This window comes from Streptomyces cinerochromogenes, from assembly GCF_014648635.1.
Lineage (GTDB): Bacteria > Actinomycetota > Actinomycetes > Streptomycetales > Streptomycetaceae > Streptomyces > Streptomyces cinerochromogenes.
In genome coordinates this window covers 108,980-134,442 of sequence record NZ_BMRM01000008.1, presented here as the reverse complement: position 1 = coordinate 134,442, position 25,463 = coordinate 108,980, and the positions used below count along the sequence as shown (strand labels likewise).

Here is a 25,463-nt window from a genome sequence, read left to right as displayed (position 1 = left end):
GATGGCGGTCGCCTCTCGGCGAGACGCTCCACAGGGCTTCAGCCGAACGATCGTCCCTGTGGGCAAAAGGTGAGGCCCGGGGACACTGTCCCATCCACACCCACGGTTGGTTCAACGGGCAACCACATCCGGGTGTTCCGTCCCCGTACGTGACCTGTGTCACCACCGCCGCGCTCGGCCCAGCGGGCTGCCGTCCAGCCGCGCCAGGAGGTCGGCGGGGTCGGCGTACACCGCCTCCGCCCCGGCCTGCTCCAGGTCGGCGCGCGGGATCCCGCCGCACAGGACCCCCACACAGCGTGCCCCCGCCTTGCTGCCCGCCTGCATGTCCCACACGGTGTCCCCGACGAACACCGCCCGCGAGGCCGGCACCCCGGCCAGCTCCAGCGCGTGTTCCACGGGCTCCGGGGCCGGCTTGCCCCGCGTCACGTCGTCCGCGCTCGCCGTGGCCGTGATGGCGTCGTCCGCGTCGATCGCCCGGCGCAGCGCGCCCAGCTCCGCACCGCTCGCGGAGGTGGCGAGGACCACCGTCCAGCCGTCCCCGTGCAGCCGCCGCAGCAGCTCACCGGCCCCCGGAAGCGCCGGGAGCCGGTCGAAGTACTGCCCGTACAGCGCCGTGTGCGCCGCGCTCAGCCGTGCGTCCTGGTCCTGGTCCCGGTCGTCGCCGAGCAGATGGGCGACCAGGTCCGTCGAGCCGAGCCCGACGGCCCGGTGCACGGCGTGCATGGGGACGTCGTGCCCCGCCTGCCGGAACGCCTCCCACCAGGTGACGACATGCAGGTGATTGGTGTCGACGAGGGTTCCGTCGACGTCGAACACGGCGGCACGGTCCATCCCAGGTCCTCTCTCAGCCCCTGTCGGCGATCTGTCGGCTTCCGGCCCGGGTACCACGTCCGGACGCCGTCACGCGCGCCGGCAGCCGGCCTTCACGGGTCCAGCCCAGCAGCTCCTCGGCCGACCAGGTGGTCACCACCCGCTCGGGCGGCACCCCGCACTCCTCGGCCCGGGCGCAGCCGAGGATCTGCCAGTCCAGCTGGCCGGGCGCGTGCGCGTCGGTGTCGACCGAGAACAGCACCCCCGCCTCCACCGCCCGGCGCAGCAGCCGCCGCGGCGGGTCCAGCCGTTCCGGGCGGCTGTTGATCTCCACGGCGGTGCCCGCCTCGGCGCACGCGGCGAAGACCTCGTCCGCGTCGAACTGCGACTCGGGCCGCCCCCGGCCCGTGACCAGGCGTCCGGTGCAGTGCCCCAGGACGTCCGCGTGCGGATCGCGCACGGCGGCCACCATCCGGCGGGTCATGGACCGCGCGTCCATCCGGAGCTTGGAGTGGACCGACACCACGACCACGTCCAGCTGCTCCAGCAGCTCCGGTTCCTGGTCCAGCGAGCCGTCCTCCAGGATGTCGCACTCGATGCCGGTGAGCAGCCGGAACGGCGCCCACCGCGCGTTCAGCCCGGCCACCACCGCGAGCTGCTCCCGCAGCCGCTCCGGCGACAGCCCGCGGGCCACGGTCAGCCGGGGCGAGTGGTCGGTGAGCGCGGTCCACTCGTGCCCCAGCTCGGCCGCCGCCCGCCCCATCTCCTCGATCGGGCTGCCCCCGTCGGACCAGTCGGAGTGCGTGTGGCAGTCCCCGCGGATCAGCGCCCGCAGCTCGGTACCGGCACCCCCGGCACCGACCGGCGCCCCCGCCTCCTCCTCCAGCCTGCGCAGGTACCCGGGCACCTCCCCGGCCAGCGCCTCCCGCACCACCTGCGCGGTCTTCGGCCCGACCCCCTTCAGCGACTCCAGCGTCCCGGCCGCGGCCCGCTCGGCCACCTCCCCCTCCGGCAGCGCGGCCAGCGTCCGCGAAGCGGTGCGGAAGGCCCGTACCCGGTAGGTGGGCGCGAGCGCCCGCTCCAGGAGAAAGGCGATCCGGTCGAGAGCGGCGACGGGGTCCATGCACACCAAGGGTGCACCAGGCGCCCCGAAGGGGCGCGGGGAACCGCGCGGGCCACCGGTCACCCACCCCCGCCATGCTCGGTGACCCCGGAGGAGGAACCCCCTGCGCTCCGAAGGAGGAGCCTCCGTTTGCCCCCCACACCCCCGGGTACTGCGATGCCCACGCTCACCAGAGGAGGTCGGCCATGCCCCGCGCAGCGATCGTCACCGGTTCGGACTCCGGCATCGGCCGGGCCACCGCCGTACGCCTGGCCGAGGCGGGCCTGGACGTCGGCATCACCTGGCACTCGGACGAGAAGGGCGCCGAGGAGACCGCGGAAGAGGTCCGCCGCGCCGGCCGCCGAGCCGCCGTGGCCCGGCTGGACCTCACCCGGCTGCCCGAGGCCGCCGACACCGTGGACGAGCTGTGCGCCGAGCTGGGCCGGATCGACGTCCTGGTCAACAACGCCGGTACCGGCACCATGACCCCGTACCTCGACCTGACCCTGACGGAGGTGCGCCGGGTCCTGGACGTCGACCTCGTCGGCCCGTTCCTGCTGGGCCAGCGGGCCGCGCGGCGGATGATCCGGCAGGGCGAGGGCGGCCGGATCGTCAACGTCACCTCCGTGCACGAGCACCAGCCCCGGGTCGGCGCGGCCCCGTACTGCGCGGCCAAGGGCGGTCTCGGGCTGCTCACCCAGGTGATGGCCCTGGAACTGGCCGAGCACGGCATCACCGTGAACGCGGTCGCGCCGGGCGAGATCGCCACCCCGATGACCGGCCAGGAGGACACCGACGTCCGTACCGAGCGCCGCCCCGGCGTGCCGCTCGGCCGCCCCGGCGACGCCCGCGAGGTCGCCGCGGTGATCGCGTTCCTCGCGAGCCCCGACGCCTCCTACGTCACCGGCGCCTCCTGGAGCGTCGACGGCGGCATGCTCCGTATGGGCCCGCAGGCCGGCTCCCACCTGACCAGCGACGACTGGCGCCGCCCCTGAGCCGGTCCGCTGAACGGTACCGGTGGACGCCCGTCCGCGCGGGTTGCGTTCTACCCTCGATTGCATGACCGAACAAGCAGCTCCCTACATCTCCCACCCGCGGGTCCTGGTCCTCGGGGTGTGCCCGGGCAGGCACGGTGAGCCGCCCTTCCGGATCATGGAGATCGACGGTCAGGTGGTCGGTGAGGCCAGGACCGTCACGGACGTGCTGGAGACGGCGGCCGCCTACGGCATCCCCATCCACGATCTCGACGACCCGGACGTGGTCCGCTTCGTGGGCGGGGACAAGTACACCTGGACGCTGCACTGACCGGTCGGCACGTCCGGCTCAGCCCACCGTCCACTTCTGGTTGGCGCCGCCCGTGCAGGTCCAGATCTGCAGCCGCGTCCCGTTGGCCGCGTTGTTGCCGGTGACGTCGAGGCACTTGTCGGCCTGCGGGTTGACGATGTCGTGCGCCCCGGTGACGGTCCACTTCTGGTTGGGGCCGCCGGTGCAGTCCCACAGCTGGACGGTCGAGCCGTCCGCCGTACCGTTGCCCGTGACGTCCAGGCACTTGCCGAGCGCCCGCAGCGTGCCGTCGGAGCCGACGGTCCAGGACTGCGCGCCCGTGCCGTTGCAGTCGTAGAGCTGGACCGGGGTGCCGTTCGCGGGGTTCGCGCCGGCCACGTCCACGCACTTGCCCGCCAGCCCCCGGATCGGCACACCGGCGGCGCTGTCGCTCGTGGTCACCGACACCGAGTCCACCACCAGCGTCTGGGGGAACTGCGTCGAGCCGTCCGGGTCGCCGGGCCAGTAGCCGCCGACCGCGAGGTTCAGGATCAGGAAGAACGGCTTGTTGAAGACCCAGGTCTTCCCGCCCAGGTCGGCGGGGGTGCGGCGCTGGTAGACGTTCCCGTCCACCGACCAGGTGAGGGAGTCGGGGGCCCAGTCGACGGCGAAGGTGTGGAAGGCGTCCGCGAAGGCCTGCCCGTTCGGCAGGGTGTAGCCGGCGCCTATGCCGCCCGAGCCGGAGTAGCCGGGGCCGTGGATCGTGCCGTGCACCGTCGACGGCTCGAAGCCGACGTTCTCCATCACGTCGATCTCGCCCGAGTCCGGCCAGTTGACCGGCGTGCCGAGCATCCAGAACGCGGGCCACATGCCCTGCCCGCGCGGGATCTTCATCCGGGCCTCGACATGGCCGTACTGGGCGGTGAACTTCCCGGCCGTGTTCAGCCGGGCCGAGGTGTACTGGCAGCTGCCGTACCAGCACTGGTAGCCGGCCGGGTTCTCCTTCCGGGCCGTGATCACCAGGTGGCCCTGGCCGTCCAGGGCGGCGTTCTTCGTGCCGGAGGTGTAGTACTGCCGCTCGTGGTTGTTGACGTTGTCCCCGGTCTCCAGGGTCCACTTCGAGGAGTCGACCGCGGCGCCGGCGGGCCCGTCGAAGGAGTCGGAGAAGGTGGTGACGGCCGCTGCCGCCGGAGCGGGGGACTGGGCGGCCCGGGCCGGGCCGACGGCGACCGAACCGACCAGAGCGGCGGACAGTGCGGCGAGGAGACATCTGCGGAGCAGGCGGGGGGAGGCCATGGCTCTCCGTTCGGTGGGGGGCGGGAGCTGTGCGCCTCTTGATTTAAGGAGTGAGATAAGGGGGAGTCAATACTCTGGTACGTACCTGGTGATGACGATCACTCAGCCGACGGCTCCCGCACCCGCCGGTGCACCCCCCGCCCGAGCCGCCGCCCCAGCAGCGCCCAACCCACCAGCGCGCCGGCCGTGTTGAGGATGACGTCGTCGATGTCGAAGGCCCGCCCGGTGACCACCGCCCCCTGGACCAGCTCCACCATGAGCATCACCAGCGCGGTCAGCGCCAGCACCTGCAGCGCACCCCGGGCGCGTGGCGCGAGGACCGGCACGAGCACCCCGAACGGCACGCCGAGCAGCAGGTTCCCGCCGACCTGCCGGAGCGCCTCCCGCGCCGACGCCTGCTCCAGATAGGCGTGGAGCGAGCGGCCCGGGTGCAGGTTGCTGTGCGTCAACGGCACCGATGCGGGCGACGGCTGGAGCGTGACGCGGGCCAGGACGACGGCGAACGCCACCATCGCCGCGAATGCGACCAGCACCGCCAGCAGCCGGACGGGAAGCGGCAGCGCGTGCCGCGCGGGCCGGGGGACCGGCTCGGCCGGCTGTCGCCTCCGGGTGGCGCGCAGCAACTCCGGCAGTCGCGGGACGGTCCGGGCCATGCGGTCCTCCAGTCGTCAACTCGGGTGGTCGGAGAGTCGGTTACCCGCACCCCGGCCGAGGATGCGCCGCCCGGCACGCACCCCTGCGGTTTCCGTTCACGCCTCCGGGGCACTCCGGGTGCGGACCCGCGTGCCGCCGCTCCGGCCCGGGTCCGGCGGTGCTTGGATGCCCCCAGCGGCACTCCGGACACATCGCCGCGTACCCGAGCACAGCGGACCAGGGCTCAGCGGAGCCGAGGAGGTGCTGCATGACCCGCCGTACGGCCCGCGCGGCCCTCCTCGCCGCCGGTGAACTCCTCGCCTGGTGGGCGGCGCTGGCGCTGCTGTGGCTGGTGCTCATCAGCACGGTCGACACCCTGGAACGGATCGTGGGAGCGAGCTGCGCCGCCGCGGGCGCCCTGCTGGCCCGGGCCGGCCGGCGGGCGGTGACCTGGCGGTGAACGGCTGGATCCTCGCGGCGACCGTCGAGCTGGGCGGGGCAGGCGCGGCCGCCCTGTGGGGCGTGACCACCGGACCGCCGGCCCGCAGGGTGATCGCCCAGAACCTGACCACCTCCGCCGTCTGCCCGGCCCTGCTGCTCCTCGCCCAGGGCTACGGCCGCCCGTCCTACGTCGACCTCGCCCTGCTCCTCGCCCTCCTCGGCCCGGTCGGCACCCTGGTCTTCGCCCGCCTCCTCTCCGACGACCTGGCCGGGGACAGCCCGAGCGCGTGGGCGCTGACCTGGGCGGCGGCGGCACTGGGCGCCGCGGTCGTCGTCGCCCTGTGCGTGGCCGGCGATCCGGGCCGGGCGACCGTGAAGCTCCTGGTGATCGGCGCCCTGCTGATCGGCGGCAACCTGATCGCCTCCCGAGCGCTGGCGGGCGGGTTCCGGGGGGTGGCAGGTGGCTGACGGGGCGCGGAGCACCGCCGGTGCCGGTACCGCTTCCGGGGAAGTCCCGGGCGCCCGCCGGGTCACCGGTCCGGTGACGGGCGGCGGGACGGTCGGGTGTGCCGTGGCCGGCGGGGTGCGGGTTCTGGCGGGTGTGGGGGGAGTCCCCGGCGGTGCGCGGGAGCTGGCGGGTGCCGGGGGAGTTCCGTGCGGCGGGCGGGCGCCGGGTGGCGGGCCGAAGGCGGGTGCCGTGTGTCCGACGCGCTGACCGTCGTCGTCCTCGTGCTCGTGGCCGCCGCCGCCACCGCGGCCGTGGCCCAGCGCGACCCCGCCCGCCAGGCGCTGGTGCTGTCCTTCCTCGGCGTGCTGCTGGCCGCGCTGTTCACCGTGCTCCAGGCCCCCGACGTCGGCCTGTCCCAGCTCGCCGTCGGCTCCGCCCTCACCCCGCTGCTGATCATGCTGTCGGTACGCAAGGTCAGACGCCGGGGCCGTTCGAAGGAAGGGCCCGAGTGAACCGGCTGCGGCTGGTCCTGCTGACCGTCGGCGGCGCCGGCCTGGCCGCCCTGCTCGTCGCCGCCTGCCTCCGCCTGCCGGACTTCGGCGGCCGCCGGCACCCGTACGGCGACCGGGCCGTGCACGCCTCCCTCAGCCGGCACACCGCCAACACGATCGCCTCGGTCAACTTCGACCAGCGCGCCTACGACACCCTCGGCGAGATGAGCATCCTGTTCGCCGCCGTCCTCGGCTGCGTGGTGCTGCTGCGCCAGGCCGGCGACGAGCGCCGGGCGCGGCCCGAACCCGCCGAGGTGGCCCGCCCGGTCCGCCGCTACGCCCTGCTCGTGCTGCCCGTCGCCCTGCTCACCGGCCTGTACGTCATCGCCCACGGCCAGCTCAGCCCCGGCGGCGGCTTCCAGGGCGGGGTCGTGGCCGCGACCGCCCTGCACCTGCTGTACCTCGGCGCCGACTACCGCGCACTGGAACGCGTCCGCCCGCTCGGCGTCTACGAGACCACCGACTCCCTCGCGGTCGCCGCCTACCTCGTGCTGGGCACCGCCGGAGTCCTGGCCGGCACCGCCTTCCTGGCCAACACCCTGCTGCCGTACGGCACCTTCAACACGCTGTCCTCCGGCGGCACCGTCCCGCTGCTGAACGCGGCCATCGGCATGGAGGTGGCCAGCGCGGCCGTCGTCCTGCTCGCCCACTTCCTCGACCAGGCCGTGGAGATCGAGGAGACGACCGGCGAACGGACCGAGGGGGCGCACGAGAGGTGAACTCCGCGATGCACGTCCTTCCGTACCTGATCGCCGCCTACATCTTCCTGACGGGCTGCTACGGCCTCGCCACCAGCCGGAACCTCATCCACGCCGTCGGCTGCCTCGCGGTCTGCCAGTCCGCCACCTACGTGCTGCTGCTGGCGGTCGGCTACCGCGACGGCGGCACCGCGCCCGTCTTCTCCGACATGCGGCCCGGCTCCCGGCCGGTGGTCGACCCGGTGGTGCAGGCCCTCACCCTCACCGACATCGTCGTCGGCGCCACCGTCACCGCGCTGCTGCTCGCCCTGGTCCTGCAGATCGCCAAACGGCACGGCACGATCGACCCCGACGAACTGCGGGAGCTGCGCGGCTGATGCACCACCTGATCCCGCTGCTCGTCGCCGTCCCGCTGCTCGGCGCCGCCCTGCTGGTGGCCGTGGGCCGCCGTCTGCCCCGGATCGCCGTCGAGATCACCGGGTTCACCGTCTCCGGCGGTACCGCCGCCCTGGCGCTCGTGCTGCTGCTGAACTCCGCGCCGCCGATGGTCGAGTGGGTCGGCGGCTGGCTGCCCGTCGACGGCGAGAGCGTCGGCATCCTGGTGGTGGGGGACGGCCCGGCGCTCGGCATGGCCTTGCTGGCCTCCCTGCTGACCCTGGCCGCCCTCGCCTACTCCTGGCGCTACTTCGACGAGCCCCCGCCGGGCCGCGCCGGCTCCTTCACCGCGCTGATGCTGGTCTTCCAGGGCGCCATGTGCGGATTCGCCGTCGCCGGCGACCTGTTCAACGCGTTCGTGTTCTTCGAGCTGATGAGCGTGGTGGCGTACGCCCTGACCGGCTACCGCATCGACGAGGCGAAGGCCGTGCAGGGCGCCCTGACCTTCGGTGTCGTCAACTCCCTCGGCGCGTACGCCCTGCTGATGGGCATCGCCCTGCTCTACGCCCGCACCGGCGAACTGGCCATGGCGAAGATCGGCCGGGGACTCGCCGCCGCCGGGCAGGGCGGCCCGGACGCGCTGGTCCTCGCCTCCTTCGTGCTGGTGCTCACCGGGCTGCTGGTGAAGGCGGCGGCCGTGCCCTTCCACTTCTGGCTCCCGGACGCGCACGCCGTCGCCCCCACCCCGGTCTGCATGCTCCTGTCCGGCGTCATGGTCGAACTCGGCGCCTACGGCGTGTGGCGGGTGTACGGCACCGTCTTCGCCGGACCCGGCGGCATCCCCGCCGCCGACCTCACCCGGGCCCTGGTGACCCTCGGCGCCCTCACGGCCGTGACCGGCGCCGTCATGTGCTGGTACCAGCGGCACATCAAACGGCTCCTCGCGTACTCCACCGTCGCCCACACCGGCCTGTTCCTCGTCGGGCTCGGCGTCCTCAGCCCCGAGGGCGACGACGGCGTGGCCCTGTACCTGCTCGGCCACGCCGGGGTGAAGGCCGCGCTGTTCGCCTGCGCGGGCGTCCTGCTGGACCGGTTCGCCAGCGTCGACGAGCACGCGCTGCACGGCCGGGGCCGGTCCCTGCGGGCCACCGCGGTCATGTTCGCCGTCGGCGGCCTCGGCCTCGCCGGCCTGCCGCCGTTCGGTACGGCGCTGGGCAAGGCGGTCACCGAGGAGGCGGTCGGCGGACCGCTCACCGTGGTGTACGTGGCCGCCTCCGCGATCACCGCGGGCGCGGTGCTGCGGGTCACCGCCCGCGTCTTCCTGGGCCTCGGTCCGCGCCCGAAGGACGCCGAGTACGAGACCAGCGGCTCCGACGAGGAACCGGAGACCTCCGGGCTGCTGCGCCGGATCCCGGACACCATGACGACCGTGCCCGCCGTCCTGCTCGCCGCCGCCCTCGCGGTCGGGGTGGTGCCCGGCTTCGGCGCCCTGGTGGCCCGGTCCGTCAACGAGGCCGGCTCGGGCGGCGCGCACGCCTCCGCGCACTGGACCGCGCACGGTGTGCTGCTGGGCGTGGCCTCCACCGCGCTGGCCGCGGCGCTGGCCGGCCTCGCCGTCACCCGCCCGGGCTGGGTGGCCGCCCCCGGCTGGGCCGCACCCCTCAGGCGCCTGCAGTCCGGGCACGTCGGCGACTACGTGGCCTGGCTGCTGGTGGGCACGACCGTCCTGGGGGCGCTGGCCCTGCCCGGGGTGCCGGGCCTCTGATCAGGGGCCGTACGCGATGTGCACCTCCGTGAAGCCGAGGGAGCGCAGCAGTCCCTGGAGCATGCCGGTGGTGTTGCTCTCGGCGCGCGCGGTCAGCCCGCTGCGTTTCGCGGCGTCGCCGATGTGCCGCACGGCGAGCCGCTGCACGGCCTGTTCGCTGTTGGGGTTGTCCGAGAACAGGTCGCCGAGCCGGTCCAGCAGGCCGCGCTGCTTGGCCACGGCGTAGGAGTGGTCGGGATCCAGGGCCGGCCTGCCGAGCCGTGCGTGCGGCAGCCGGATGGTCGCGGACGTACGGTCGCCGTCGACCGTCACGTCCTTCTCGCCGACCCGGCCGAGGTCGACGTAGGCGTCCACGGTGCCCGCGCCGACGTACAGGGTGCGGGTGCCGCGGATGGCGTCGGGCAGGAACTTCGCGTCCTTGTCCAGGTCCACGACGACCTGGAAGTTGCCCGAGGCCGCGTCGTAACGGCTCATGTCCTGGATGGACTTGAGCAGCGCGGGTCCGGAGCGGTCGTGGGTCTCGGTGCCGAACAGGTCCTTGATGCCCGGCAGTACCGCCAGCCGGATCCCGGCGAACAGCAGGGCGAGCACCAGCACGATCGCCGCCACGGCCATGGCCGTGAACCTGGCCCAGCCCGGCAGGCGCCTCACGGAAGTCGTCATCGCGACGGTCCTCCTTCCTGCCGTCCGGATGCCCGCGGACGGCAGGAACAGACCGGTCCGTCACAGGGAACCGGACGCGGCCTCCGAGCGGGCCAGGGCCGCGTCCAGGTCCGGCTGCGGGGGCAGCAGACGCGTCAGCCCGGTGACCCGGAACACCCGCAGGGTCAACAGGTGCGTGCACACCAGGTGCAACTGCCCGCCGCGTTCCAGCACCCGGACGCGCGCCCGGTACAGCAGCCGCAGCCCCGAGCAGTCGAAGAACTCCACCGGCCGCAGGTCGATGACGACCCGGGCGCCGGGCCGGTCGGTGACCCGGTCGAGGAACGGGCCGATCTCCGTCGCCGCGGCGATGTCGATCTCGCCCCGGAACTCCACCACCGTGTGCCCGCGGTGGTCGTACACGCCCAGTTGCCGGGTGAGAGGTACGGGTTCGTGTCGCACCTCGGCACCACCTCCCACCCCGCGCCCCGACGTCGCTTCCCGATCGCCAAGTTACCCTCGATGGAAGGAATTTGAGCATGTTCGATTGACATATGTCTTCGGGTTTGCCGCGTGTCGGCCCGTGTCGCTCGGCCCGCGCGGGCCGGCCGTGCCGTTCAGTCCGCCAGCAGCACCAGCTTCCCGGTGGTCCGGCCGGTGTCGCCCAGCTCGTGCGCCTTCGCCGCGTCGGACAGCGGGAACGTCCCCGCGATCGTCGCCTTCAGCCGCCCGGACTCCGCCAGTTCCGCGATCGCCCGCATCCCCGACCGGTCCGCGTCGACCAGCATGCGCACCGCCCGCACACCCAGCCGCTCGGCCTCCTCGTAGAAGTCGTCGTCGCCCACCGGCAGGATCGACACCACCACACCACCCGGCCGCAGCACCCGCAGGGAGCGCACGGAGGTCTCGCCGCCGAGCGTGTCCAGGACCACGTCGACGTCCCGGACCGTCTCCGTGACATCGGTGGACCGGTAGTCGACCGGCTCGTCCACGCCGATCTCCCGCAGGAAGTCGTGCTTGCCCGCGCTCGCCGTACCGATCACGTACGCCCCGCGCGCCTTGGCGATCTGCACGGCCACATGGCCGACGCCGCCGGCCGCCGCGTGGATCAGCACCCGCTGCCCGGGCTGGACGTCCGCGTGCTCGGTCAGCGCCTGCCAGGCGGTCAGGGAGACGAGCGGCAGCGCGCCCGCCTGGACGTGGTCGAGGGAGGCCGGCTTGTGCACCAGGGCGCGGGCCGGCACGGTGACGTACTCGGCGTGCGAGCCGTGGCCGAAGGGGTAGGGCAGCATGCCGAAGACCTCGTCGCCGGGCCGGAAGGCGGCCACGCCGATCCCGGTCTCCGCGACCTCGCCGGAGACGTCCCAGCCGAGGACGAACGGGGGCTCGCCCAGGAATCCGCCGGTGGCCCGGTGCTTCCAGTCGGTGGGGTTCACTCCGGCGGCCCGCACCCGGACCAGCACCTCGTTCGGGCGCGGCTTCGGCCGCTCGACCCGCACTTCCTTCAAGACCTCGGGACCGCCGAGGACGTCCTGGCTGATGGCTCGCATCGTGTTCACATCGCTCATGGTCCCCCAGCCTGCCGGAGTCCGCCCGGCCGGGAAATGGCACGAACGCCAACCTTCGATAAGATCGTGCCATGTCTGATGTGGAGCTGCGCCCCCGGCGCCCGGAACGGGTCGTCGTCCTGGCCCTCGACGGCGCCTACCCCTTCGAGCTGGGCATCCCCAGCCGCATCTTCGGCGCGGCCGACGGCCACTACGAGGTGCTCACCTGCTCGGTCGACGGCCGTCCGGTGCGCACCAACGCCGACTTCACCATCGGCGTCGCCCACGGACCCGAGATCCTTCCGACGGCCGACACGGTCGTGATCACCTCCATGGCACCCGTCCACATCCCCGCCGAGCTGTCCGCCGAGGTCCGCGACGCGCTCGCCCGGATCCGCCCGGACGCCCGGATCGTCTCCATCTGCACGGCCGCCTTCGTGCTCGCCGAGGCCGGCCTCCTCGACGGCCGCAGGGCCACCACCCACTGGCAGGTGGCCGACCTGTTCCGCCGCCGCTACCCCCGGGTGGACCTCGACCCGGACGTCCTCTTCGTCGCCGACGGACGCGTCCTCACCTCGGCCGGGGCGGCCTCCGGCGTCGACATCTGCCTGCACATCGTCCGCACCGACCACGGCAGCGAGCTGGCGAACGCCGTCGCCCGCCGCTGCGTCGTGCCCCCGTTCCGGGACGGCGGACAGGCCCAGTACATCGAGCAGCCGGTCCCCGAGAGCGGCGCCGCCAGTACGGCCGCGACCCGCGCCTGGGCGCTTCAGCGCCTGGACGAGCCGCTGACCCTGGCCGACCTCGCCGACCACGCCCGGATGAGCCTGCGCACCTTCGCCCGCCGCTTCAACGACGAGGTCGGCCTCAGCCCCGGCCGCTGGCTCATCCAGCAGCGGGTGACGCGCGCCCGGCACCTGCTGGAGGCCAGCGACATGCCGGTGGACCGGATCGCCGCCGAGGTCGGCTTCGCCACCGGCGCCTCGCTGCGCCAGCACCTGCACGCGGCGATCGGCGTCTCCCCGCAGGCCTACCGCAGAACCTTCCAGCAGACCCGCTGAACGTTCCGGCCCGACCCGGCGTCGAAGGAGCGCGGACAACAGCAGGAGAGCGGGAGAACGGGGCGGGGCATGCGCAGAGGGCTCGTGGCGGCGGGGGCGGTGCTGGCCGTGGTGGCCGTGGCGGGGTGCGACGACGGACCCCGGCCCGGCCTGGTGGTACGGGGCACCCCTCCGGCGTCCCCCTACAGCGGCCCCCTCCACCTCCCCACCAGGCAGCTCGACGAGAACACCCCCGACGCGATCCGGCTGGCCTCCGGTGCGGCCGGCCGGGCGCTGGAGTGCGACGGGGAGATCTTCGACGGCTCCGGACCCGACGGGTGGAGCGGGTCCGACGGCGGGGACACCCCGGAGGAGGGCCTCGCCCTCTACTTCGACATGGTCCAGCCGGAGCAGCCCGACCACGGCTACCGCGCGGAGCGCGAGGAGCGGGACCGGGTCCTCTACTCGTACGACGTGCACGGCCGCACGAAGGTGGCCGTCGTGGTGGCCAGGGACCAGAAGGACCGGCCCGGCTGGGGCCCGGAGACCAACGCCTCCTGCGACCCGGCCGAACTCCCGGAGAGCTTCACGGCCACCACCGGTTGGCAGATCTGGACCGACCGCGCGGGCCGCCGGGTCCCGGTCACCACCGTGCACAGCTCGACGGGGCCGGAGCACTGCGGCTGGCAGTCCGCCGACTTCCTCGCCCTGGGCAAGCGGACCTACGCCCGTGACCCCGAGGGGGTGCTGGGCCGGGACGGTCTGCTCCGGGCGCCGTACCGGGCGGCGGTCCGCATGCCCGCCGACGCCCGGGACACCGGATACCGCCACCGTGGCCGGCGGCTGTGGCTGGCGCCCGGCCGGGCGACGGCGTACGTCCGCACGGACCACGGCGTGGAGGCGTGGCCGCTGGTCGAGGAGGGCGTCGGCTGCGCCTGACCGGTGGCGCGCTCACCGCGCGGCGTACACGCACGCGCCTCCCACGTAGGTCAGCGCCACACGGGTCTCCGCGATCGCCTCCGGCGGCCCCGAGAGCGGGTCCCGGTCCAGGACCACCAGGTCGGCGAGCGCCCCGACGGCCACCCGCCCGGTGTCGTCCAGGTGGTTCACGTACGCCGACCCGGCCGTGTAGGCCGTCAGCGCGTCGGCGAGGGAGAGCCGTTCGTCCGGCAGGAACACCGGCCCGGTGCCGCCCGGCTCGACCCGGTTGACCGCGACATGGATGCCCTGGAGCGGATCGGGGCTGCTGACCGGCCAGTCGCTGCCCGCCGCGAGCCGCGCCCCGGAGCGCAGCAGCGCCCCGAACGGGTACTGCTGCCGGGCCCGTTCGGGTCCCAGGAACGGGATCGTCAGCTCGTCCATCTGCGGCTCGTGGGCGGCCCACAGCGGCTGGATGTTCGCGGTGGCGCCGAGCCGGGCGAACCGGGGCACGTCGTCCGGGTGCACGACCTGGAGGTGCGCGAGGTGCGGACGGGTGTCGTTCGGCCCGTTGGCCGCCCGGGCCGCCTCGACCGCGTCCAGCGCGTCCCGTACGGCCCGGTCGCCCAGCGCGTGGAAGTGGCACTGGAAGCCGAGCGCGTCCAACTCGGTGACGTACCGGGGGAGCCGCGCCGGGTCGATGAAGCTCGTGCCGCGGTTGGCCGTGCTGCAGCCGCACCGGTCCAGGTACGGTTCGAGCAGCGCGGCGGTGTGGTTCTCGGCGACGCCGTCCAGCATCAGCTTCACCGTGCCCGCCCGGAAGCGCCCCCGGCTCGACGCGGCCCGCCTCTCGACGAGTTCCGGGATCTGCTCGGCCCCCCGCTCCCGGTCCCACCACAGGGCGCCCACGACCCGGGCGGTGAGGGAACCGTCCCCGGCGGCGGCGAGGTACGCCTCCGCCGGGTCGTCCATGCCGAGGAAGTCACCGACCAGCGCGTCCTGCCAGGCGGTGATGCCGAGCGCGTGCAGATGCCGCTGGGCGTGCAGCAGCGCCGCCAGCCGGTCGGCGGGGGTGGCGGGCGGGGCCAGCCGGCCGACCAGCTGCATCGCGCCCTCCTGGAGCGTGCCGCTGGGCTCCCCGGAGGCGTCCCGCTCGATCCGCCCGTCCGCCGGGTCCGGCGTGTCCCGGCCGATCCCGGCCAGCTCCAGCGCCCGGCTGTTCACCCACGCGCCGTGATGGTCGCGGTTGGGCAGGTACACCGGCCGGTCCGGGACGACCGCGTCGAGCAGTTCCTTCGTCGGCGTACCGCCCGTGAACGCCTCCATCGACCAGCCGCCGCCGAGGATCCACTCCCGCTCCGGGTGCGCGTCGGCGTAGGCGCGTACGGCGGCCACGGTCTCCTCGGCCGTGGTCCGGCCCGTCAGATCGCACCGGGACAGCTCCAGCCCGGCCGGCACCGGATGGACGTGCGCGTCCTGGAAGCCGGGCAGCAGCAGCCGCCCGGCCAGGTCCACCACCTCCGTGCGGGGACCGGCGAGTCCGCGCACCTCCGCGTGCCCGACGGCGGTGATCCGGTCCCCGGTGACGGCCACGGCGGTGGCGGTACGGCCCTCGGGGGTGAGGACGGGGCCGCCGGTGAAGAGCAGGTCAGCGTGCATGATGCCTTTCCTGGTCGGTCAGTTGGAGGAGGTGAGCAGCTTCGGTGAGTCGGCGTCGGTGCCCGCACCGGTGGTGAAGTACGGCGACTTGCGCACCCACTTCGCCCAGCCGGCCACGAAGAACCCGGACACGATCATCACAAGCGGCATGAGCAGCAGGAACCAGCCGTTGTCCGCGCTGACCTCCAGGTGGTCGGCGGAGGTGTAGAAGGACCAGCCGAGGTAGCCGCCGAGAGCCAGCAGGGCCAGCGCGCCCAGCGCGGGCGACACCACCGCCCGCAGCGCCTGGCGCCGGTCCGTGCGCAGCAGCGAGCGGAACCGTACGGCCGCGGCGAGCGCGGTGAGCGCGTACGACAGGGCGACCACGATCCCGACCGCGTTCACCGTCGCCGTGATCAGGTCGGCGAGGCGCGGGATCACCAGGGCACCCACCGCCACCGTCAACGCCAGCGCCCCGATCAGCAGCGTGCCCGCCGCCGGGGTCCCGTACCGGGCGCTGACCCGGGACCACACCGGCCCGAGCGTACGGTCCCGGCTCATCGCGAACGCCCCGCGGGCCGTCGGGATGACCCCGGCCTGCAGCGAGGCCACGGCCGAGAACATCAGCGCCACCAGGGGCAGCGCGGCCAGCGGCTGTCCGGCGAGCCGGTCGCCGTAGTACGCCAGCCCCCGCGCGCCGTGCCCGGCCAGCTCCGGCCCGGACAGCACCCGCTGGAAGGCGACCGAGCCGAGCAGGAACAGGCCGAGCATCGTCACCAGGGTGATCAGCCCGGCCCGTGAGGCGTCCCGCGGTGCGCGCACCTCCTCGGTGACGGTGAACGCGGCCTCGAACCCCCAGTAGCAGAACACCGCCAGCAGCAGCCCCTGCGCCAGCGCGGTCGCCGAGGGGACGGCGAACGGGTCGAACCAGGACAGCCGGAAGGGGTGCGGTCCGGTGACGACGCCGTAGCCGCAGAAGCCGAGCAGGACGGCGTACTCGAAGACCAGCAGCCAGGTCTGCAACCGGGCCGCCGTACGCACCCCGGTCACCGCGGTCACGGTGACCGCGGCCAGCACCAGCACACCCACGGCCGTCGTCTGGGCGGTCGAGTCCGGGTCGAGGCCGAGCGGGCCGATCCGGTGCAGGCCCGCCAGGCCGGCCAGCTGCAGCAGGGCCGAACCGGTGACCGCTGTGGTGTAGGCGAGGAACGCCACGCTCGCCACCAGGTTCACCCAGCCGACCGTGAAGCCCAGCCAGGGACTGAGCGAGCGGCCCACCCATACGTAGCCGTTGCCCGCGTTCGGCTCCACCCGGTCGAGCCGGGCGTAGGCGCCGGCGATGCCCAGCACCGGCAGGAAGGCCAGCAGCATGATCGCCGGAAGATGCGGGCCGACCACTCCGGCGGTGACCCCGAGTCCGATGCCGATGCTGGTGGTGGCCGCCGTGCTGGACGCGGCGACGGCCACGCCGTCCAGCACGCCCAGGGACCTGCGCAGCGCGGGCCGCGCCGGATCGTCCGCCGCGGGGGGTCTGTCGTTCATGGCCGGCTCTCCGCTCCTGCCGCGGGGGCCCCGGTCGGCCCCGGTGAGCGGACATGAAACTGCCGGGGGACTTAACAGGTCAACGGTGTTGTCATAAGGTCCGGGCACCCGCCCCAGGAGGCCACCATGAGCGACCGCGTCGTCCCGCCCGCCGCCCGGCAGCGCCGCCGCCCCACGAAACAGGGGGTCGTCCTCTCCGCCGAGCTGATCGTCGGCACCGCGCTGCGGCTGATCGAGGAGCACGGCGCCGACGCCCTCTCCGTGCGCCGCCTCGGCCGGGCCCTGGGCGCCGACCCCAGCGCGCTCTACCGGTACTTCCGGCACACCGACGACCTGATGCTCGCCGTCGCCGACGAACTGATCGGCCGGAGCCTGCGCTCCTGGAGGCCCACCGGCGACTGGGCCGCCGACCTGCGCGACCTCGGGCTGCGCATGCACGCCGGTGCCCTCGCCCATCCGCGGGCCGCGACGCTCAGCGCCCACCGCGTCACCGGCCGCGCGCACGAGATCCAGGCCGTGGAGAGCATCCTCGGTGTGCTGCGCCGGGCCGGGTTCCCGGACGCGGAGGCGGTGCGGATCTACCACGCGTTCGTGGACCAGGCCCTCGCCTTCGGTGCCCTCGACTCCGCGGGCACCGCCCTGCCGCGGGCCGCGCGCGAGGCCGAGGCGGAGGTGTGGCGGACCACCTACGGCCGGCTGCCCGCCGAGACCCACCCGCACATCGCCGCCACCGCCCGTCATCTCGTCGCCAGCATGCGTACCAGCTCCTACCCGGCCGCCCTGGACCTGTTCCTCGCCGCCGCCCGGACACGCCTGGGGCAGCTCCGTGCGCGGACCGGGGACGCACGGCCACACTGATCGCAACGATCACTCCGAGGAGGCCGCACGCCATGACCCCGCCCCCCGCCCGCAGCGCCGAGCAGCGCAAGAAGGACACCCTCCACCGGCTGGAGAACGACGTCGACGCGTGGGTCGCCACCGCCGGACCCGACTGCGCGGCCCCGTACCTCGTCCCGCTGTCCTTCGTGTGGGACGGCAGCTCGCTGCTGTTCGCCACTGCGGCCGACAGCCCCACCGGCCGCAACCTTGTGGCCACCGGCCGGGCCCGGCTCGGCATCGGTCCCACGCGGGACGTCGTCCTGGTCGACGGAGTCGTGCGGGCGGTGACGCCGGAGGACCTGCCGGAGGAGGACGCCGAGGTGTTCGCCGGGAAGACCGGCTTCGACCCGCGCCGACTGGCCGCGCCCCACCTGTACTTCAGGGTCCTGCCGCAGCGGATCCAGGCGTGGCGCGAGGAGAACGAACTGCGCGGGCGCGAGCTGATGCGCGACGGGCAGTGGCTGCCGGCCGACTGAATCCGGCGGCCCGGGATATCCGCGTGGGAAGAGGCTCACAGGCCGAGAGGCCTGGAGGACACTTCCTCGATCCCGGGAGGACCCATGACACTGGTGAAGGCGGGCATGGTGGTGCTGGACTGCGCCGAGCCGGAGGAACTCGCCGAGTTCTACCGCGGGTTACTGGACGGCGAGCGGACCGCCGCGTCCGCCAACCTGGTGCAGGTCCGCGGCGCCGACGGGGTCCGGCTGGCCTTCCGGCGCGACATCAACGCCACCCCGCCCAGCTGGCCCCGCCCCGAGAACTCCCTCCAGCTGCATCTCGACTTCCTGGTCGACGACTTGGACGAGGCCGAGCGGCGCGTGGTGTCCCTGGGCGGTCGCCCCATCGAGACGAGGACCACCACGGGCCCCCAGGAACACCGCGCCTACGCCGACCCCGCCGGCCACTCCTTCACCCTGCGCCTCCTGCCCCGGACGGCACCCAAGCAAGGGTGAAGGGCGCGACGGTGCCGTCGGGGGAAGCGGTCCGGGGCGCCGCGGGGAGGGGGGGCCGCGGCGCCGGGGCCGAGGGGGTCAGTCGCGGCCGGTCTTGTCCGTGGCCGGCCATACGCCCGTCGAGCGGGCGATGGCCTTCGCACCGGTGCGGTCCACCGCGCTGCGCACCACCGCGAAGATCGCGCCCTGGACCGCCGCGGCCAGCAGGATCTCGCCCCAGCCACGGTCCGGGTCCAGCGCGTCGGGCGCGTCCTCCTCGTGCCGGATGCCCGTCCACGCCTTGCGGAAGGCCATACTGGCCAGCGCACCGCCCGCCCAGCTGAGCACGAATCCGACCGGCTGGTAGACGAGAGGGAGCTTCTTCTTCTTGTTCTTGACCATGGGTGACTACTTCCTCGTGAGGCGTCCCTCATGCGGGGCGTCCTTGCGGCGACACCCGTTCGCCCGCGGGCACCGGACCCGGCGGTGTCCCGTCCCCGAACGGCCGGCCGCCCAGCCCGGCGCGGTGGTGCGGGCTCAGCCAGCCCGCGAGATCCGGGCCGAGCGGCACGATGCCGGTGGGGTTGATGCCGGAGTGCACCTGGTAGTAGTGCCGCTTGATGTGGTCGAAGTCGACCGTGTCGCCGAAGCCCGGGGTCTGGAACAGATCCCGCGCGTACGCCCAGAGCACCGGGTGCTCCGCCAGCTTCCAGCGATTGCACTTGAAGTGCCCGTGGTACACCGCGTCGAACCGGACCAGCGTGGTGAACAGCCGGATGTCCGCTTCCGTGAGGGTGTCGCCGACCAGATACCGCTGTCCGGACAGCCGCTCGCCGAGCAGTTCCAGCCGCCGGAACACGGCCGCGCACGCCTCCTCGTACTCCTCCTGCCGCGTGGCGAACCCGGCGCGGTACACACCGTTGTTCACGTCCTCGTAGACCTCGGCCATCACCCGGTCGATCTCCTCGCGCCGGTCCGACGGGTACAGGTCCGGCGCGCCGGCGCGGTGCAGCGCCGCCCACTCGGTGGCCAGGTCGAGGGTGATCCGCTGGTAGTCGTTGGTGACCAGCCGTCCGCTCGGCATGTCCACCACCGCGGGCACGCTCACCCCGCCCGGATAGCCGGTCTCCCGCTGGTCGTAGGCCTCGCTCAGGAACCGGATGCCGAGCACCGGGTCCCGGCCGCCGGGGTCCAGGGTGAACCGCCAACTGCGGTCGTCCTGGACCGGATCGGCCACCGCCATGGGCAGCGCCTCCTCCAGTCCCAGCAGCCGGCGTGAGATCACCGCCCGGCTCGCCCAGGGGCAGGCGCGGGAGACCACCAGCCGGTAATGGCCCGCCTCGACCGGCCAGCCGTCCCGGCCGTCGGCGGTGATCCGGTCCGTGAAGTGGCTCCTGGACCGGGTGAAGGCCCGGTGCCCGTAGGCGCTGTTGCCGTCGCCGCCCATGCTCTCCTCCTCGTCGCACGCCAGTCCTCCTCGCCCCCGCGTTCCCCGTTTGGCGCGGCCCGCACGGTGTGAGCCGTCCGGTCGGGGGCAGTCGGCCAAAGGTGAGCGAGACATCCTCGGAACGGGAGACGGCCGCCCGGACGGCCGACGTCGCAGATGATGCCCATGCCCCAGCAGGCGCCCCGGACGGTGCCCCGTCCCCCGCGCCTCCCGGTACCGCGGCCGGTACCCCGCCCCATGCGCCCTCCGGTACCGCGGCCGACGCCCGGGCCGACCGGCACACCCGGGTCACCGTCCTCGTGGCCCTCGGCGCCAATCTGGTGATCGCCGTCGCCAAGGCGGCCGGGGGAGTCCTCGCGGGCTCGCCCGCGCTGCTCTCGGAGGCCGCGCACTCGGTCGCCGACAGCCTCAACGAGGTCTTCCTGCTGGCCGCGCTGCGCCGCAGCCGCCGCCCCGCCGACGCCCGGCACCCCTTCGGCTACGGCAAGGAGCGCTTCTTCTGGTCCCTGCTCGCCGCCGTGGGCATCTTCGTCATGGGCGGCTGCTTCTCCTTCTTCCAGGGCGTGGAGGCCCTCCGCGGTGGCGCGGAGGAGAAGTTCAGCGGCTATGTGGCGGGCCTGATCGTGCTCGGGGTGGCCCTGGTCGCCGAGGGGGTCTCGCTGCTGCGGGCGCTGCACCAGGTGCGCCGGCAGGGCGGCGGCCTCGGCGCCCTGCGCGATCCCGCGCTGCGCACGGTGGTCGCCGAGGACGGCACCGCGGTGCTCGGCGTGACCCTGGCCCTCATCGGGATGGGCCTGCACATGGCGACCGGGCAGGTGGTCTGGGAGGCCTCCGCCTCGCTGGCGATCGGCCTGCTGCTGGTCTACGTCGCCTACCGGCTGGGCCGCGACGCCCGGGCCCAGCTGATCGGGGAGGCCGCCGACCCGGAGCTGACCGGCAGGATCCGGGCGCTGCTGCGGGCGCAGCCGGAGATCGACAGCGTGGAGGCGGTGTTCACCATGAAGATGGGCCTCGACTGCGCCCTGGTGGCCGTCCGCGTCGACCTGGTGCCGGGCCTGGACAGCGAGCGTGTCGAGGAGGTCGCCGTACGCATCAAGCGGTCCCTGACCCGGATGTTCCCCGACGTCGGCCAGATCTTCCTGGACGTCACCGACCGGCCGGCGGGCGAGGCACGACAGGGCCCCGCCGCGACGGGGGAACGCGGCGGGGCCTGACGCACGAGTGCCCGCCCGGAATCCGGTTCACACGCCCCGGAAACAGATTTTTCTGAAACGGGGCGGTGTCCGGCCGGAATCAGCTCTCGTCGAGCGGCTCCAGCACGAAGACCGGGATCTCCCGGGAGGTCTTCTCCTGGTAGTCGGCGTAGGGCGGGTACGCGGCCACCGCCCGCTCCCACCACTCGGCCTTCTCCGCCCCCGTGACCTCGCGGGCCCGCATGTCCCGCTTCTCCGGCCCGTCCTGCAGCTCGACGTGCGGGTCCGACTTCACGTTGAAGTACCAGACCGGGTGCTTGGGCGCGCCGCCCAGGGAGGCGACCGCCGCGTACCGGCCCTCGTGCTCCACCCGCATCAGCGGTGTCTTGCGGATCTTCCCGCTCTTCGCGCCCCGCGTGGTCAGCACGATCACCGGCATCCCGGTGTCGAGCAGCGTCGTCCCCTTCGTCCCGCCGGAGCTCTCGTACAGCTCGACCTGCTCGCGCACCCACTGCGTCGGGCTGGGCTCGTACTCGCCCTCAAGAGGCATGGGTCCTGCTTCCTTTCCTCGGTCCAACGAATCCGTGCCACCCGATCACTGCCCGCCCGGACGGGAAAAGATCCCTTGCGCGCCGAACGGGCGGTGGCCGGATCCGATCGTCCCAACCGGGGTACTTCGGCCAGATGACGAAGGTCACCGAAGTGGCCGAACTTGACGTCGACCCATAGATGCCTGGGGCATCTAATGAAGATCGGCACGACGCACTTCTTCGTCTGCGAGGTCTTTCCATGACGGAACTGACGGACACCACTGGCCCGGCTGCCCCGGCCGGCCCCGTCGCCTTCCCCCAGGACCGCACCTGCCCCTACCACCCGCCCACCGGCTACGACCCGCTGCGCGACGGGCGACCCCTGTCCCGCGTCACCCTCTACGACGGCCGCGAGGTCTGGGCGGTCACCGCCCACACCACCGCCCGTGCCCTGCTCGCCGACCCCCGGCTGTCCACCGAGCGCCGCCGCCCCGGTTTCCCCGTGCCCACGCCCCGGTTCGAGGCGGCCCGCAACCGCAGGGTGGCCCTGCTCGGCCTGGACGACCCCGAGCACCACCGGCAGCGGCGGATGCTGATCCCGTCGTTCACCGTGAAGCGGGCGGCGGCCCTGCGCCCCTGGATCCAGCGGATCGTGGACGGACTGCTGGACACGATGATCGCCCAGGGACCGCCCGCCGAGCTGGTCTCCGCCTTCGCGCTGCCCGTGCCCTCCATGGTGATCTGCGGCCTGCTCGGAGTGCCCTACGCCGACCACGAGTTCTTCGAGGAGCAGTCCCGCAGGCTGCTGCGCGGCCCGACCGGCGCCGACACCGTGGCCGCCCGCGAGCGGCTGGAGGAGTACCTCGGCGGGCTGATCGACGCCAAGGCCAAGGAGGCCGAGCCCGGCGACGGCATCCTCGACGAGCTGGTCCACCAACGGCTCCGCACGGGTGAGCTGGACCGCACCGACGCCGTGTCGCTCGCCATCATCCTGCTGGTCGCCGGCCACGAGACCACGGCCAACATGATCTCCCTCGGCACCTACACCCTGCTCCAGCACCCCGACCGGCTGGCCGAGCTGCGCGCCGACCCCTCGCTGCTGCCCGCCGCCGTGGAGGAGCTGATGCGGATGCTGTCCATCGCGGAGGGGCTGCAGCGGGTGGCGCTGGAGGACATCGAGATCGCCGGGACCACGATCCGGGCCGGCGACGGCGTGCTCTTCTCCACGTCGGTGATCAACCGCGACACCTCCGTCTACGACGACCCCGACGCCCTGGACTTCCACCGCCCCGACCGCCACCACATCGCGTTCGGGTTCGGCATCCACCAGTGCCTGGGCCAGAACCTGGCCCGCGCGGAACTGGAGATCGCCCTCGGCAGCCTCTTCACCCGGCTGCCCGGACTCAGGCCGGCCGTCCCGGCGGAGGAGATTCCCTTCAAACCCGGCGACACGATCCAGGGGATGCTGGAACTCCCGGTGACCTGGTAAGAGGCTCTGCTCATGCATATCGACATCGACAAGGACGTCTGTATCGGCGCCGGACAGTGCGCGCTGGCCGCGCCGGGCGTCTTCACCCAGGACGACGACGGCTACAGCACCCTCCTGCCCGGCCGCGAGGACGGCGCGGGCGACGCGAACGTCCGGGAGGCGGCCCGCGCCTGCCCGGTGAGTGCGATCACCGTGCGGGACAGCACGGGCTGACGGGCGGTACGGCGGTACGGGGGTACGGCGACCAGGGCGCGCCGTACCCCCGTACCGCCCGGACCTAGCGCACCTTGCGGACGTACCCGGCGGCGTCCGGGGTGGACACGTCGCGGTCGCGGCGGACGATGCTCAGCCGGTCGCCCCAGCGGGCGCGGGCCGCGCACAGGCCGCCGTCGGTGTACTCGATGTCCACCACCCGGTCGTCGAACGCCTTCGCGTAGACCTCGCACTCGTCGTACTGCCCGCACTCCTCCGTGACCGCGAAGTCCAGCCCGGCCCGCGCGCGCCGGCCGGCCAGCTCCGCGGTGTTCTTCTGCCCGATCGCCAGGTGCCGGGCGTGCGCGTGCCGGGAGAGCAGGGCCATGAACGCGGTGGCGTCGGCCGCGGTGAGCAGCCCGTGGGAACGGGTGTAGCTGTCGTAGTTGTCGGGTTCGACGGCGTCGTAGCCCCGGTCCGCGCAGCCGTCGATCCACTGCTCGACGCGCCGGGCCACGCGCTCCCGCTTGGCCGGGGTGCGGAGGTCGAGCAGCGGCTCGTTCCAGTCCCGGTCGATGACGACCCCGCCCCGCGCGTCGCGCAGCAGCAGGTCGGCCGGCCAGGAGGAGCGTTCGGCGGGCTGCGCCTGGAACGCGTTGACGTAGCAGATGTTGTACAGGCCCGGTGCGGGGGAGTCGGACCGGTCGCGGCTGACGATCCGCACGCCCGCGGGCGGCGGATAGGCGCCGCCGATCTGGTAGTCGAACCCGGCGTGCCGCGGCGGCAGCCGCACCGTGGCGGGCCGCGCCGCGCCGTTCTCCTCCCGCGTGCCGGAGGCGCAGCCGGCCAGTGCCGTCACCGTGACCAGCAGCGTCGCCGCCAGGGCGCCGAGGGCCGCGCGCGGCCCGGTGGCGCGGTGCACACCCGAGGGGGACACGTCCGCTCCGTCCTGCCCACGCCGGGCGGCGCGGTACGTGTCAGGATCAAATCCTCCGCACCGATGCGGCGTCAAGTCGGTCCCCGAGCACCGTCGTAGGCTCTGCGGTGACCATCGTCCCGAAGGCAGGAGCAGCAACGATGCAGTACGTGAAGCTCGGTTCGACGGGCCTGGACGTCTCGCGGATCTGTCTGGGCTGCATGACGTACGGCCTGCCCGACCGCGGCGTCCACGAGTGGACCCTCGACGAGGAGGCGTCCCGCCCGCTGATCCGGCAGGCGCTGGAGGCGGGCATCACCTTCTTCGACACCGCGAACGTCTACTCCGACGGCACCAGCGAGGAGATCGTCGGCAAGGCCCTGCGGGACTTCGCGAACCGCGACGAGATCGTGCTCGCCACCAAGGTGAACGGCCGGATGCGGCCGGGGCCCAACGGGGCGGGGCTGTCCCGCAAGGCCATCATGAGCGAGATCGACCACAGCCTGCGCCGGCTCGGCACCGACTACGTCGACCTCTACCAGATCCACCGCTACGACCACGCGACGCCGATCGAGGAGACGATGGAGGCGCTGCACGACCTGGTCAAGGCGGGCAAGGTGCGCTACATCGGGGCGAGTTCGATGTACGCGTGGGAGTTCTCCAAGGCGCAGTACACGGCCGAGCGGCACGGCTGGACCCGGTTCGTGTCCATGCAGAACCACTACAACCTGCTCTACCGCGAGGAGGAGCGGGAGATGCTGCCCCTCTGCGCCGACCAGGGCGTCGGCGTGCTGCCGTGGAGCCCGCTCGCCCGCGGCCGGCTCACCCGCGACTGGGGCACGGTCACCGACCGCAGTGCCACCGACGACTTCGGCAGCCGGCTGTACCTGGAGAGCGACCGCGCGATCGTCGAGGCCGTCGGCCGGATCGCGGGCGAGCGTGGCGTCCCGCGCGCCCGGGTGGCCCTCGCCTGGCTCCTGCACCAGGACACCGTGGCGGCCCCGATCGTCGGCGTCGCCAAGCCGCAGCACATCGAGGACGCGGTGGCAGCGGTGGAACTGGAGCTGACCGAGAAGGAGATCGAGGAGCTGGAGCAGCCGTACACCCCGCACGCGATCAGCGGCCACTGAACCGCGCCCCGAACGGGCGCGGGGAACTGCGCGACCGGCCACGGAC

At 73.6% G+C, this 25,463-nt stretch carries 30 protein-coding genes; 17 read left to right on the top strand and 13 right to left on the bottom strand.

Annotated features, from left to right (window positions below):
- Positions 1 to 159 precede the first annotated feature (159 nt).
- Together IEZ20_RS17265 and IEZ20_RS17260 are read right to left on the bottom strand one after the other, a co-directional pair.
- Positions 160 to 831 (bottom strand): HAD family hydrolase, encoded by a 672-nt coding sequence (locus IEZ20_RS17265; RefSeq protein ID WP_189299412.1) that lies wholly within the window; start codon positions 829 to 831, stop codon positions 160 to 162.
- 13 nt (positions 832 to 844) lie between these two features.
- Positions 845 to 1,933, bottom strand: coding sequence for a PHP domain-containing protein (locus tag IEZ20_RS17260; protein WP_189299410.1), 1,089 nt, complete (start codon positions 1,931 to 1,933; stop codon positions 845 to 847).
- 185 nt (positions 1,934 to 2,118) lie between these two features.
- On the opposite strand from IEZ20_RS17260, the gene IEZ20_RS17255 reads away from it, so the two are divergent.
- Together IEZ20_RS17255 and IEZ20_RS17250 are read left to right on the top strand one after the other, a co-directional pair.
- Positions 2,119 to 2,907 (top strand): SDR family oxidoreductase, encoded by a 789-nt coding sequence (locus IEZ20_RS17255; protein ID WP_189299408.1) that lies wholly within the window; start codon positions 2,119 to 2,121, stop codon positions 2,905 to 2,907.
- Positions 2,908 to 2,971: 64 nt separating this feature from the next.
- Positions 2,972 to 3,217: a hypothetical protein gene (locus IEZ20_RS17250; protein WP_189299406.1), complete on the top strand. Its 246-nt coding sequence runs from the start codon at positions 2,972 to 2,974 to the stop codon at positions 3,215 to 3,217.
- An 18-nt stretch (positions 3,218 to 3,235) separates the two neighbouring features.
- Here IEZ20_RS17250 and IEZ20_RS17245 read toward each other — a convergent pair whose 3' ends face one another.
- Both IEZ20_RS17245 and IEZ20_RS17240 read right to left on the bottom strand, forming a co-directional pair.
- Entirely contained in the window at positions 3,236 to 4,471 is a 1,236-nt protein-coding gene (locus tag IEZ20_RS17245) for a lectin (RefSeq protein ID WP_189299404.1), read from the bottom strand.
- A gap of 98 nt (positions 4,472 to 4,569) precedes the next feature.
- Positions 4,570 to 5,124: a VanZ family protein gene (locus IEZ20_RS17240; RefSeq protein ID WP_189299402.1), complete on the bottom strand. Its 555-nt coding sequence runs from the start codon at positions 5,122 to 5,124 to the stop codon at positions 4,570 to 4,572.
- 248 nt (positions 5,125 to 5,372) lie between these two features.
- On the opposite strand from IEZ20_RS17240, the gene IEZ20_RS17235 reads away from it, so the two are divergent.
- The 6 genes from IEZ20_RS17235 (at position 5,373) to IEZ20_RS17210 (ending at position 9,382) form a co-directional block, all read left to right on the top strand.
- Positions 5,373 to 5,564, top strand: a complete 192-nt coding sequence (locus IEZ20_RS17235; protein WP_189299400.1) for a hypothetical protein — start codon at positions 5,373 to 5,375, stop codon at positions 5,562 to 5,564.
- Positions 5,561 to 6,013, top strand: coding sequence for an MrpF/PhaF family protein (locus IEZ20_RS17230; protein WP_189299398.1), 453 nt, complete (start codon positions 5,561 to 5,563; stop codon positions 6,011 to 6,013). Before IEZ20_RS17235 ends, IEZ20_RS17230 begins: the two co-directional genes overlap by 4 nt.
- Before the next feature lie 231 nt (positions 6,014 to 6,244).
- A complete protein-coding gene (locus tag IEZ20_RS17225; protein ID WP_189299396.1) occupies positions 6,245 to 6,505 on the top strand; it encodes a Na(+)/H(+) antiporter subunit B in 261 nt (86 codons plus the stop codon).
- Positions 6,502 to 7,263, top strand: coding sequence for an MnhB domain-containing protein (locus IEZ20_RS17220; RefSeq protein WP_189299394.1), 762 nt, complete (start codon positions 6,502 to 6,504; stop codon positions 7,261 to 7,263). The genes IEZ20_RS17225 and IEZ20_RS17220 overlap by 4 nt, the downstream gene beginning before the upstream one ends.
- Positions 7,264 to 7,271: 8 nt before the next feature.
- Entirely contained in the window at positions 7,272 to 7,619 is a 348-nt protein-coding gene (locus IEZ20_RS17215; protein ID WP_189299392.1) for a sodium:proton antiporter, read from the top strand.
- Entirely contained in the window at positions 7,619 to 9,382 is a 1,764-nt protein-coding gene (locus tag IEZ20_RS17210) for a complex I subunit 5 family protein (protein WP_189299390.1), read from the top strand. The genes IEZ20_RS17215 and IEZ20_RS17210 overlap by 1 nt, the downstream gene beginning before the upstream one ends.
- Here IEZ20_RS17210 and IEZ20_RS17205 read toward each other — a convergent pair whose 3' ends face one another.
- From IEZ20_RS17205 to IEZ20_RS17195, 3 genes are all read right to left on the bottom strand, one after another.
- Complete coding sequence (locus tag IEZ20_RS17205; RefSeq protein ID WP_189299388.1) at positions 9,383 to 10,045, bottom strand: DUF4230 domain-containing protein; 663 nt, start codon at positions 10,043 to 10,045, stop codon at positions 9,383 to 9,385.
- 60 nt (positions 10,046 to 10,105) lie between these two features.
- A complete protein-coding gene (locus tag IEZ20_RS17200) occupies positions 10,106 to 10,486 on the bottom strand; it encodes an anti-sigma factor antagonist (protein WP_189299386.1) in 381 nt (126 codons plus the stop codon).
- A gap of 155 nt (positions 10,487 to 10,641) precedes the next feature.
- Complete coding sequence (locus tag IEZ20_RS17195; protein ID WP_189299384.1) at positions 10,642 to 11,592, bottom strand: NADP-dependent oxidoreductase; 951 nt, start codon at positions 11,590 to 11,592, stop codon at positions 10,642 to 10,644.
- Between the two features lie 71 nt (positions 11,593 to 11,663).
- Here IEZ20_RS17195 and IEZ20_RS17190 point away from each other — a divergent pair, with 71 nt between their 5' ends.
- Positions 11,664 to 12,632, top strand: a complete 969-nt coding sequence (locus IEZ20_RS17190) for a GlxA family transcriptional regulator (protein WP_189299382.1) — start codon at positions 11,664 to 11,666, stop codon at positions 12,630 to 12,632.
- A gap of 69 nt (positions 12,633 to 12,701) precedes the next feature.
- Complete coding sequence (locus IEZ20_RS17185) at positions 12,702 to 13,550, top strand: hypothetical protein (protein WP_189299380.1); 849 nt, start codon at positions 12,702 to 12,704, stop codon at positions 13,548 to 13,550.
- Between the two features lie 12 nt (positions 13,551 to 13,562).
- Here the strand turns inward: IEZ20_RS17185 and IEZ20_RS17180 are convergent, their stop codons facing one another.
- Together IEZ20_RS17180 and IEZ20_RS17175 are read right to left on the bottom strand one after the other, a co-directional pair.
- Positions 13,563 to 15,188 (bottom strand): amidohydrolase, encoded by a 1,626-nt coding sequence (locus IEZ20_RS17180; protein ID WP_189299377.1) that lies wholly within the window; start codon positions 15,186 to 15,188, stop codon positions 13,563 to 13,565.
- An 18-nt stretch (positions 15,189 to 15,206) separates the two neighbouring features.
- Positions 15,207 to 16,709, bottom strand: a complete 1,503-nt coding sequence (locus IEZ20_RS17175) for an APC family permease (protein WP_189299375.1) — start codon at positions 16,707 to 16,709, stop codon at positions 15,207 to 15,209.
- A gap of 126 nt (positions 16,710 to 16,835) precedes the next feature.
- On the opposite strand from IEZ20_RS17175, the gene IEZ20_RS17170 reads away from it, so the two are divergent.
- The 3 genes from IEZ20_RS17170 (at position 16,836) to IEZ20_RS17160 (ending at position 18,541) form a co-directional block, all read left to right on the top strand.
- On the top strand, positions 16,836 to 17,567 hold the full coding sequence (locus IEZ20_RS17170) for a TetR/AcrR family transcriptional regulator (RefSeq protein WP_189299373.1): 732 nt from the start codon (positions 16,836 to 16,838) through the stop codon (positions 17,565 to 17,567).
- Positions 17,568 to 17,599: 32 nt separating this feature from the next.
- Positions 17,600 to 18,064 carry a pyridoxamine 5'-phosphate oxidase family protein gene (locus IEZ20_RS17165; RefSeq protein WP_189299371.1) on the top strand — a complete coding sequence of 155 codons (465 nt, stop codon included), beginning with the start codon at positions 17,600 to 17,602 and terminating at the stop codon, positions 18,062 to 18,064.
- 84 nt (positions 18,065 to 18,148) lie between these two features.
- Positions 18,149 to 18,541, top strand: a complete 393-nt coding sequence (locus IEZ20_RS17160) for a VOC family protein (RefSeq protein WP_189299369.1) — start codon at positions 18,149 to 18,151, stop codon at positions 18,539 to 18,541.
- Between the two features lie 78 nt (positions 18,542 to 18,619).
- On the opposite strand, the gene IEZ20_RS17155 is transcribed toward IEZ20_RS17160, so the two are convergent.
- The gene (locus IEZ20_RS17155) at positions 18,620 to 18,922 is read right to left on the bottom strand and encodes a DUF4235 domain-containing protein (protein WP_189299367.1); all 303 of its coding nucleotides are present in this window, start codon (positions 18,920 to 18,922) and stop codon (positions 18,620 to 18,622) included.
- Between the two features lie 28 nt (positions 18,923 to 18,950).
- Positions 18,951 to 19,967 (bottom strand): glutathione S-transferase family protein, encoded by a 1,017-nt coding sequence (locus IEZ20_RS17150; RefSeq protein WP_189299365.1) that lies wholly within the window; start codon positions 19,965 to 19,967, stop codon positions 18,951 to 18,953.
- A gap of 299 nt (positions 19,968 to 20,266) precedes the next feature.
- On the opposite strand from IEZ20_RS17150, the gene IEZ20_RS17145 reads away from it, so the two are divergent.
- A complete protein-coding gene (locus IEZ20_RS17145) occupies positions 20,267 to 21,181 on the top strand; it encodes a cation diffusion facilitator family transporter (RefSeq protein WP_229896127.1) in 915 nt (304 codons plus the stop codon).
- A gap of 79 nt (positions 21,182 to 21,260) precedes the next feature.
- Here the strand turns inward: IEZ20_RS17145 and IEZ20_RS17140 are convergent, their stop codons facing one another.
- The gene (locus IEZ20_RS17140) at positions 21,261 to 21,710 is read right to left on the bottom strand and encodes a nitroreductase family deazaflavin-dependent oxidoreductase (protein WP_189299361.1); all 450 of its coding nucleotides are present in this window, start codon (positions 21,708 to 21,710) and stop codon (positions 21,261 to 21,263) included.
- Between the two features lie 239 nt (positions 21,711 to 21,949).
- Between IEZ20_RS17140 and IEZ20_RS17135 the strand changes: the two genes are divergently transcribed.
- Together IEZ20_RS17135 and IEZ20_RS17130 are read left to right on the top strand one after the other, a co-directional pair.
- The gene (locus IEZ20_RS17135) at positions 21,950 to 23,179 is read left to right on the top strand and encodes a cytochrome P450 (protein WP_189299359.1); all 1,230 of its coding nucleotides are present in this window, start codon (positions 21,950 to 21,952) and stop codon (positions 23,177 to 23,179) included.
- 12 nt (positions 23,180 to 23,191) lie between these two features.
- Positions 23,192 to 23,392 carry a ferredoxin gene (locus IEZ20_RS17130; protein WP_189299357.1) on the top strand — a complete coding sequence of 67 codons (201 nt, stop codon included), beginning with the start codon at positions 23,192 to 23,194 and terminating at the stop codon, positions 23,390 to 23,392.
- Positions 23,393 to 23,456: 64 nt separating this feature from the next.
- On the opposite strand, the gene IEZ20_RS17125 is transcribed toward IEZ20_RS17130, so the two are convergent.
- Positions 23,457 to 24,308: an endo alpha-1,4 polygalactosaminidase gene (locus IEZ20_RS17125; RefSeq protein WP_189299355.1), complete on the bottom strand. Its 852-nt coding sequence runs from the start codon at positions 24,306 to 24,308 to the stop codon at positions 23,457 to 23,459.
- A 140-nt stretch (positions 24,309 to 24,448) separates the two neighbouring features.
- Here IEZ20_RS17125 and IEZ20_RS17120 point away from each other — a divergent pair, with 140 nt between their 5' ends.
- Positions 24,449 to 25,417, top strand: coding sequence for an aldo/keto reductase (locus IEZ20_RS17120; protein WP_189299353.1), 969 nt, complete (start codon positions 24,449 to 24,451; stop codon positions 25,415 to 25,417).
- Positions 25,418 to 25,463: the final 46 nt, after the last annotated feature.

What these genes read in the sequence shown, in the direction of transcription:
- IEZ20_RS17265 (WP_189299412.1), bottom strand. Translation starts at nt 831, where the DNA reads ATGGACCGTGCCGCCGTGTTCGACGTCGACGGAACCCTCGTCGACACC.
- IEZ20_RS17260 (WP_189299410.1), bottom strand. Translation starts at nt 1,933, where the DNA reads ATGGACCCCGTCGCCGCTCTCGACCGGATCGCCTTTCTCCTGGAGCGG.
- IEZ20_RS17255 (WP_189299408.1), top strand. Translation starts at nt 2,119, where the DNA reads ATGCCCCGCGCAGCGATCGTCACCGGTTCGGACTCCGGCATCGGCCGG.
- IEZ20_RS17250 (WP_189299406.1), top strand. Translation starts at nt 2,972, where the DNA reads ATGACCGAACAAGCAGCTCCCTACATCTCCCACCCGCGGGTCCTGGTC.
- IEZ20_RS17245 (WP_189299404.1), bottom strand. Translation starts at nt 4,471, where the DNA reads ATGGCCTCCCCCCGCCTGCTCCGCAGATGTCTCCTCGCCGCACTGTCC.
- IEZ20_RS17240 (WP_189299402.1), bottom strand. Translation starts at nt 5,124, where the DNA reads ATGGCCCGGACCGTCCCGCGACTGCCGGAGTTGCTGCGCGCCACCCGG.
- IEZ20_RS17235 (WP_189299400.1), top strand. Translation starts at nt 5,373, where the DNA reads ATGACCCGCCGTACGGCCCGCGCGGCCCTCCTCGCCGCCGGTGAACTC.
- IEZ20_RS17215 (WP_189299392.1), top strand. Translation starts at nt 7,272, where the DNA reads ATGCACGTCCTTCCGTACCTGATCGCCGCCTACATCTTCCTGACGGGC.
- IEZ20_RS17210 (WP_189299390.1), top strand. Translation starts at nt 7,619, where the DNA reads ATGCACCACCTGATCCCGCTGCTCGTCGCCGTCCCGCTGCTCGGCGCC.
- IEZ20_RS17205 (WP_189299388.1), bottom strand. Translation starts at nt 10,045, where the DNA reads ATGACGACTTCCGTGAGGCGCCTGCCGGGCTGGGCCAGGTTCACGGCC.
- IEZ20_RS17195 (WP_189299384.1), bottom strand. Translation starts at nt 11,592, where the DNA reads ATGAGCGATGTGAACACGATGCGAGCCATCAGCCAGGACGTCCTCGGC.
- IEZ20_RS17190 (WP_189299382.1), top strand. Translation starts at nt 11,664, where the DNA reads ATGTCTGATGTGGAGCTGCGCCCCCGGCGCCCGGAACGGGTCGTCGTC.
- IEZ20_RS17185 (WP_189299380.1), top strand. Translation starts at nt 12,702, where the DNA reads ATGCGCAGAGGGCTCGTGGCGGCGGGGGCGGTGCTGGCCGTGGTGGCC.
- IEZ20_RS17180 (WP_189299377.1), bottom strand. Translation starts at nt 15,188, where the DNA reads ATGCACGCTGACCTGCTCTTCACCGGCGGCCCCGTCCTCACCCCCGAG.
- IEZ20_RS17175 (WP_189299375.1), bottom strand. Translation starts at nt 16,709, where the DNA reads ATGAACGACAGACCCCCCGCGGCGGACGATCCGGCGCGGCCCGCGCTG.
- IEZ20_RS17170 (WP_189299373.1), top strand. Translation starts at nt 16,836, where the DNA reads ATGAGCGACCGCGTCGTCCCGCCCGCCGCCCGGCAGCGCCGCCGCCCC.
- IEZ20_RS17165 (WP_189299371.1), top strand. Translation starts at nt 17,600, where the DNA reads ATGACCCCGCCCCCCGCCCGCAGCGCCGAGCAGCGCAAGAAGGACACC.
- IEZ20_RS17160 (WP_189299369.1), top strand. Translation starts at nt 18,149, where the DNA reads ATGACACTGGTGAAGGCGGGCATGGTGGTGCTGGACTGCGCCGAGCCG.
- IEZ20_RS17155 (WP_189299367.1), bottom strand. Translation starts at nt 18,922, where the DNA reads ATGGTCAAGAACAAGAAGAAGAAGCTCCCTCTCGTCTACCAGCCGGTC.
- IEZ20_RS17150 (WP_189299365.1), bottom strand. Translation starts at nt 19,967, where the DNA reads ATGGGCGGCGACGGCAACAGCGCCTACGGGCACCGGGCCTTCACCCGG.
- IEZ20_RS17140 (WP_189299361.1), bottom strand. Translation starts at nt 21,710, where the DNA reads ATGCCTCTTGAGGGCGAGTACGAGCCCAGCCCGACGCAGTGGGTGCGC.
- IEZ20_RS17135 (WP_189299359.1), top strand. Translation starts at nt 21,950, where the DNA reads ATGACGGAACTGACGGACACCACTGGCCCGGCTGCCCCGGCCGGCCCC.
- IEZ20_RS17130 (WP_189299357.1), top strand. Translation starts at nt 23,192, where the DNA reads ATGCATATCGACATCGACAAGGACGTCTGTATCGGCGCCGGACAGTGC.
- IEZ20_RS17120 (WP_189299353.1), top strand. Translation starts at nt 24,449, where the DNA reads ATGCAGTACGTGAAGCTCGGTTCGACGGGCCTGGACGTCTCGCGGATC.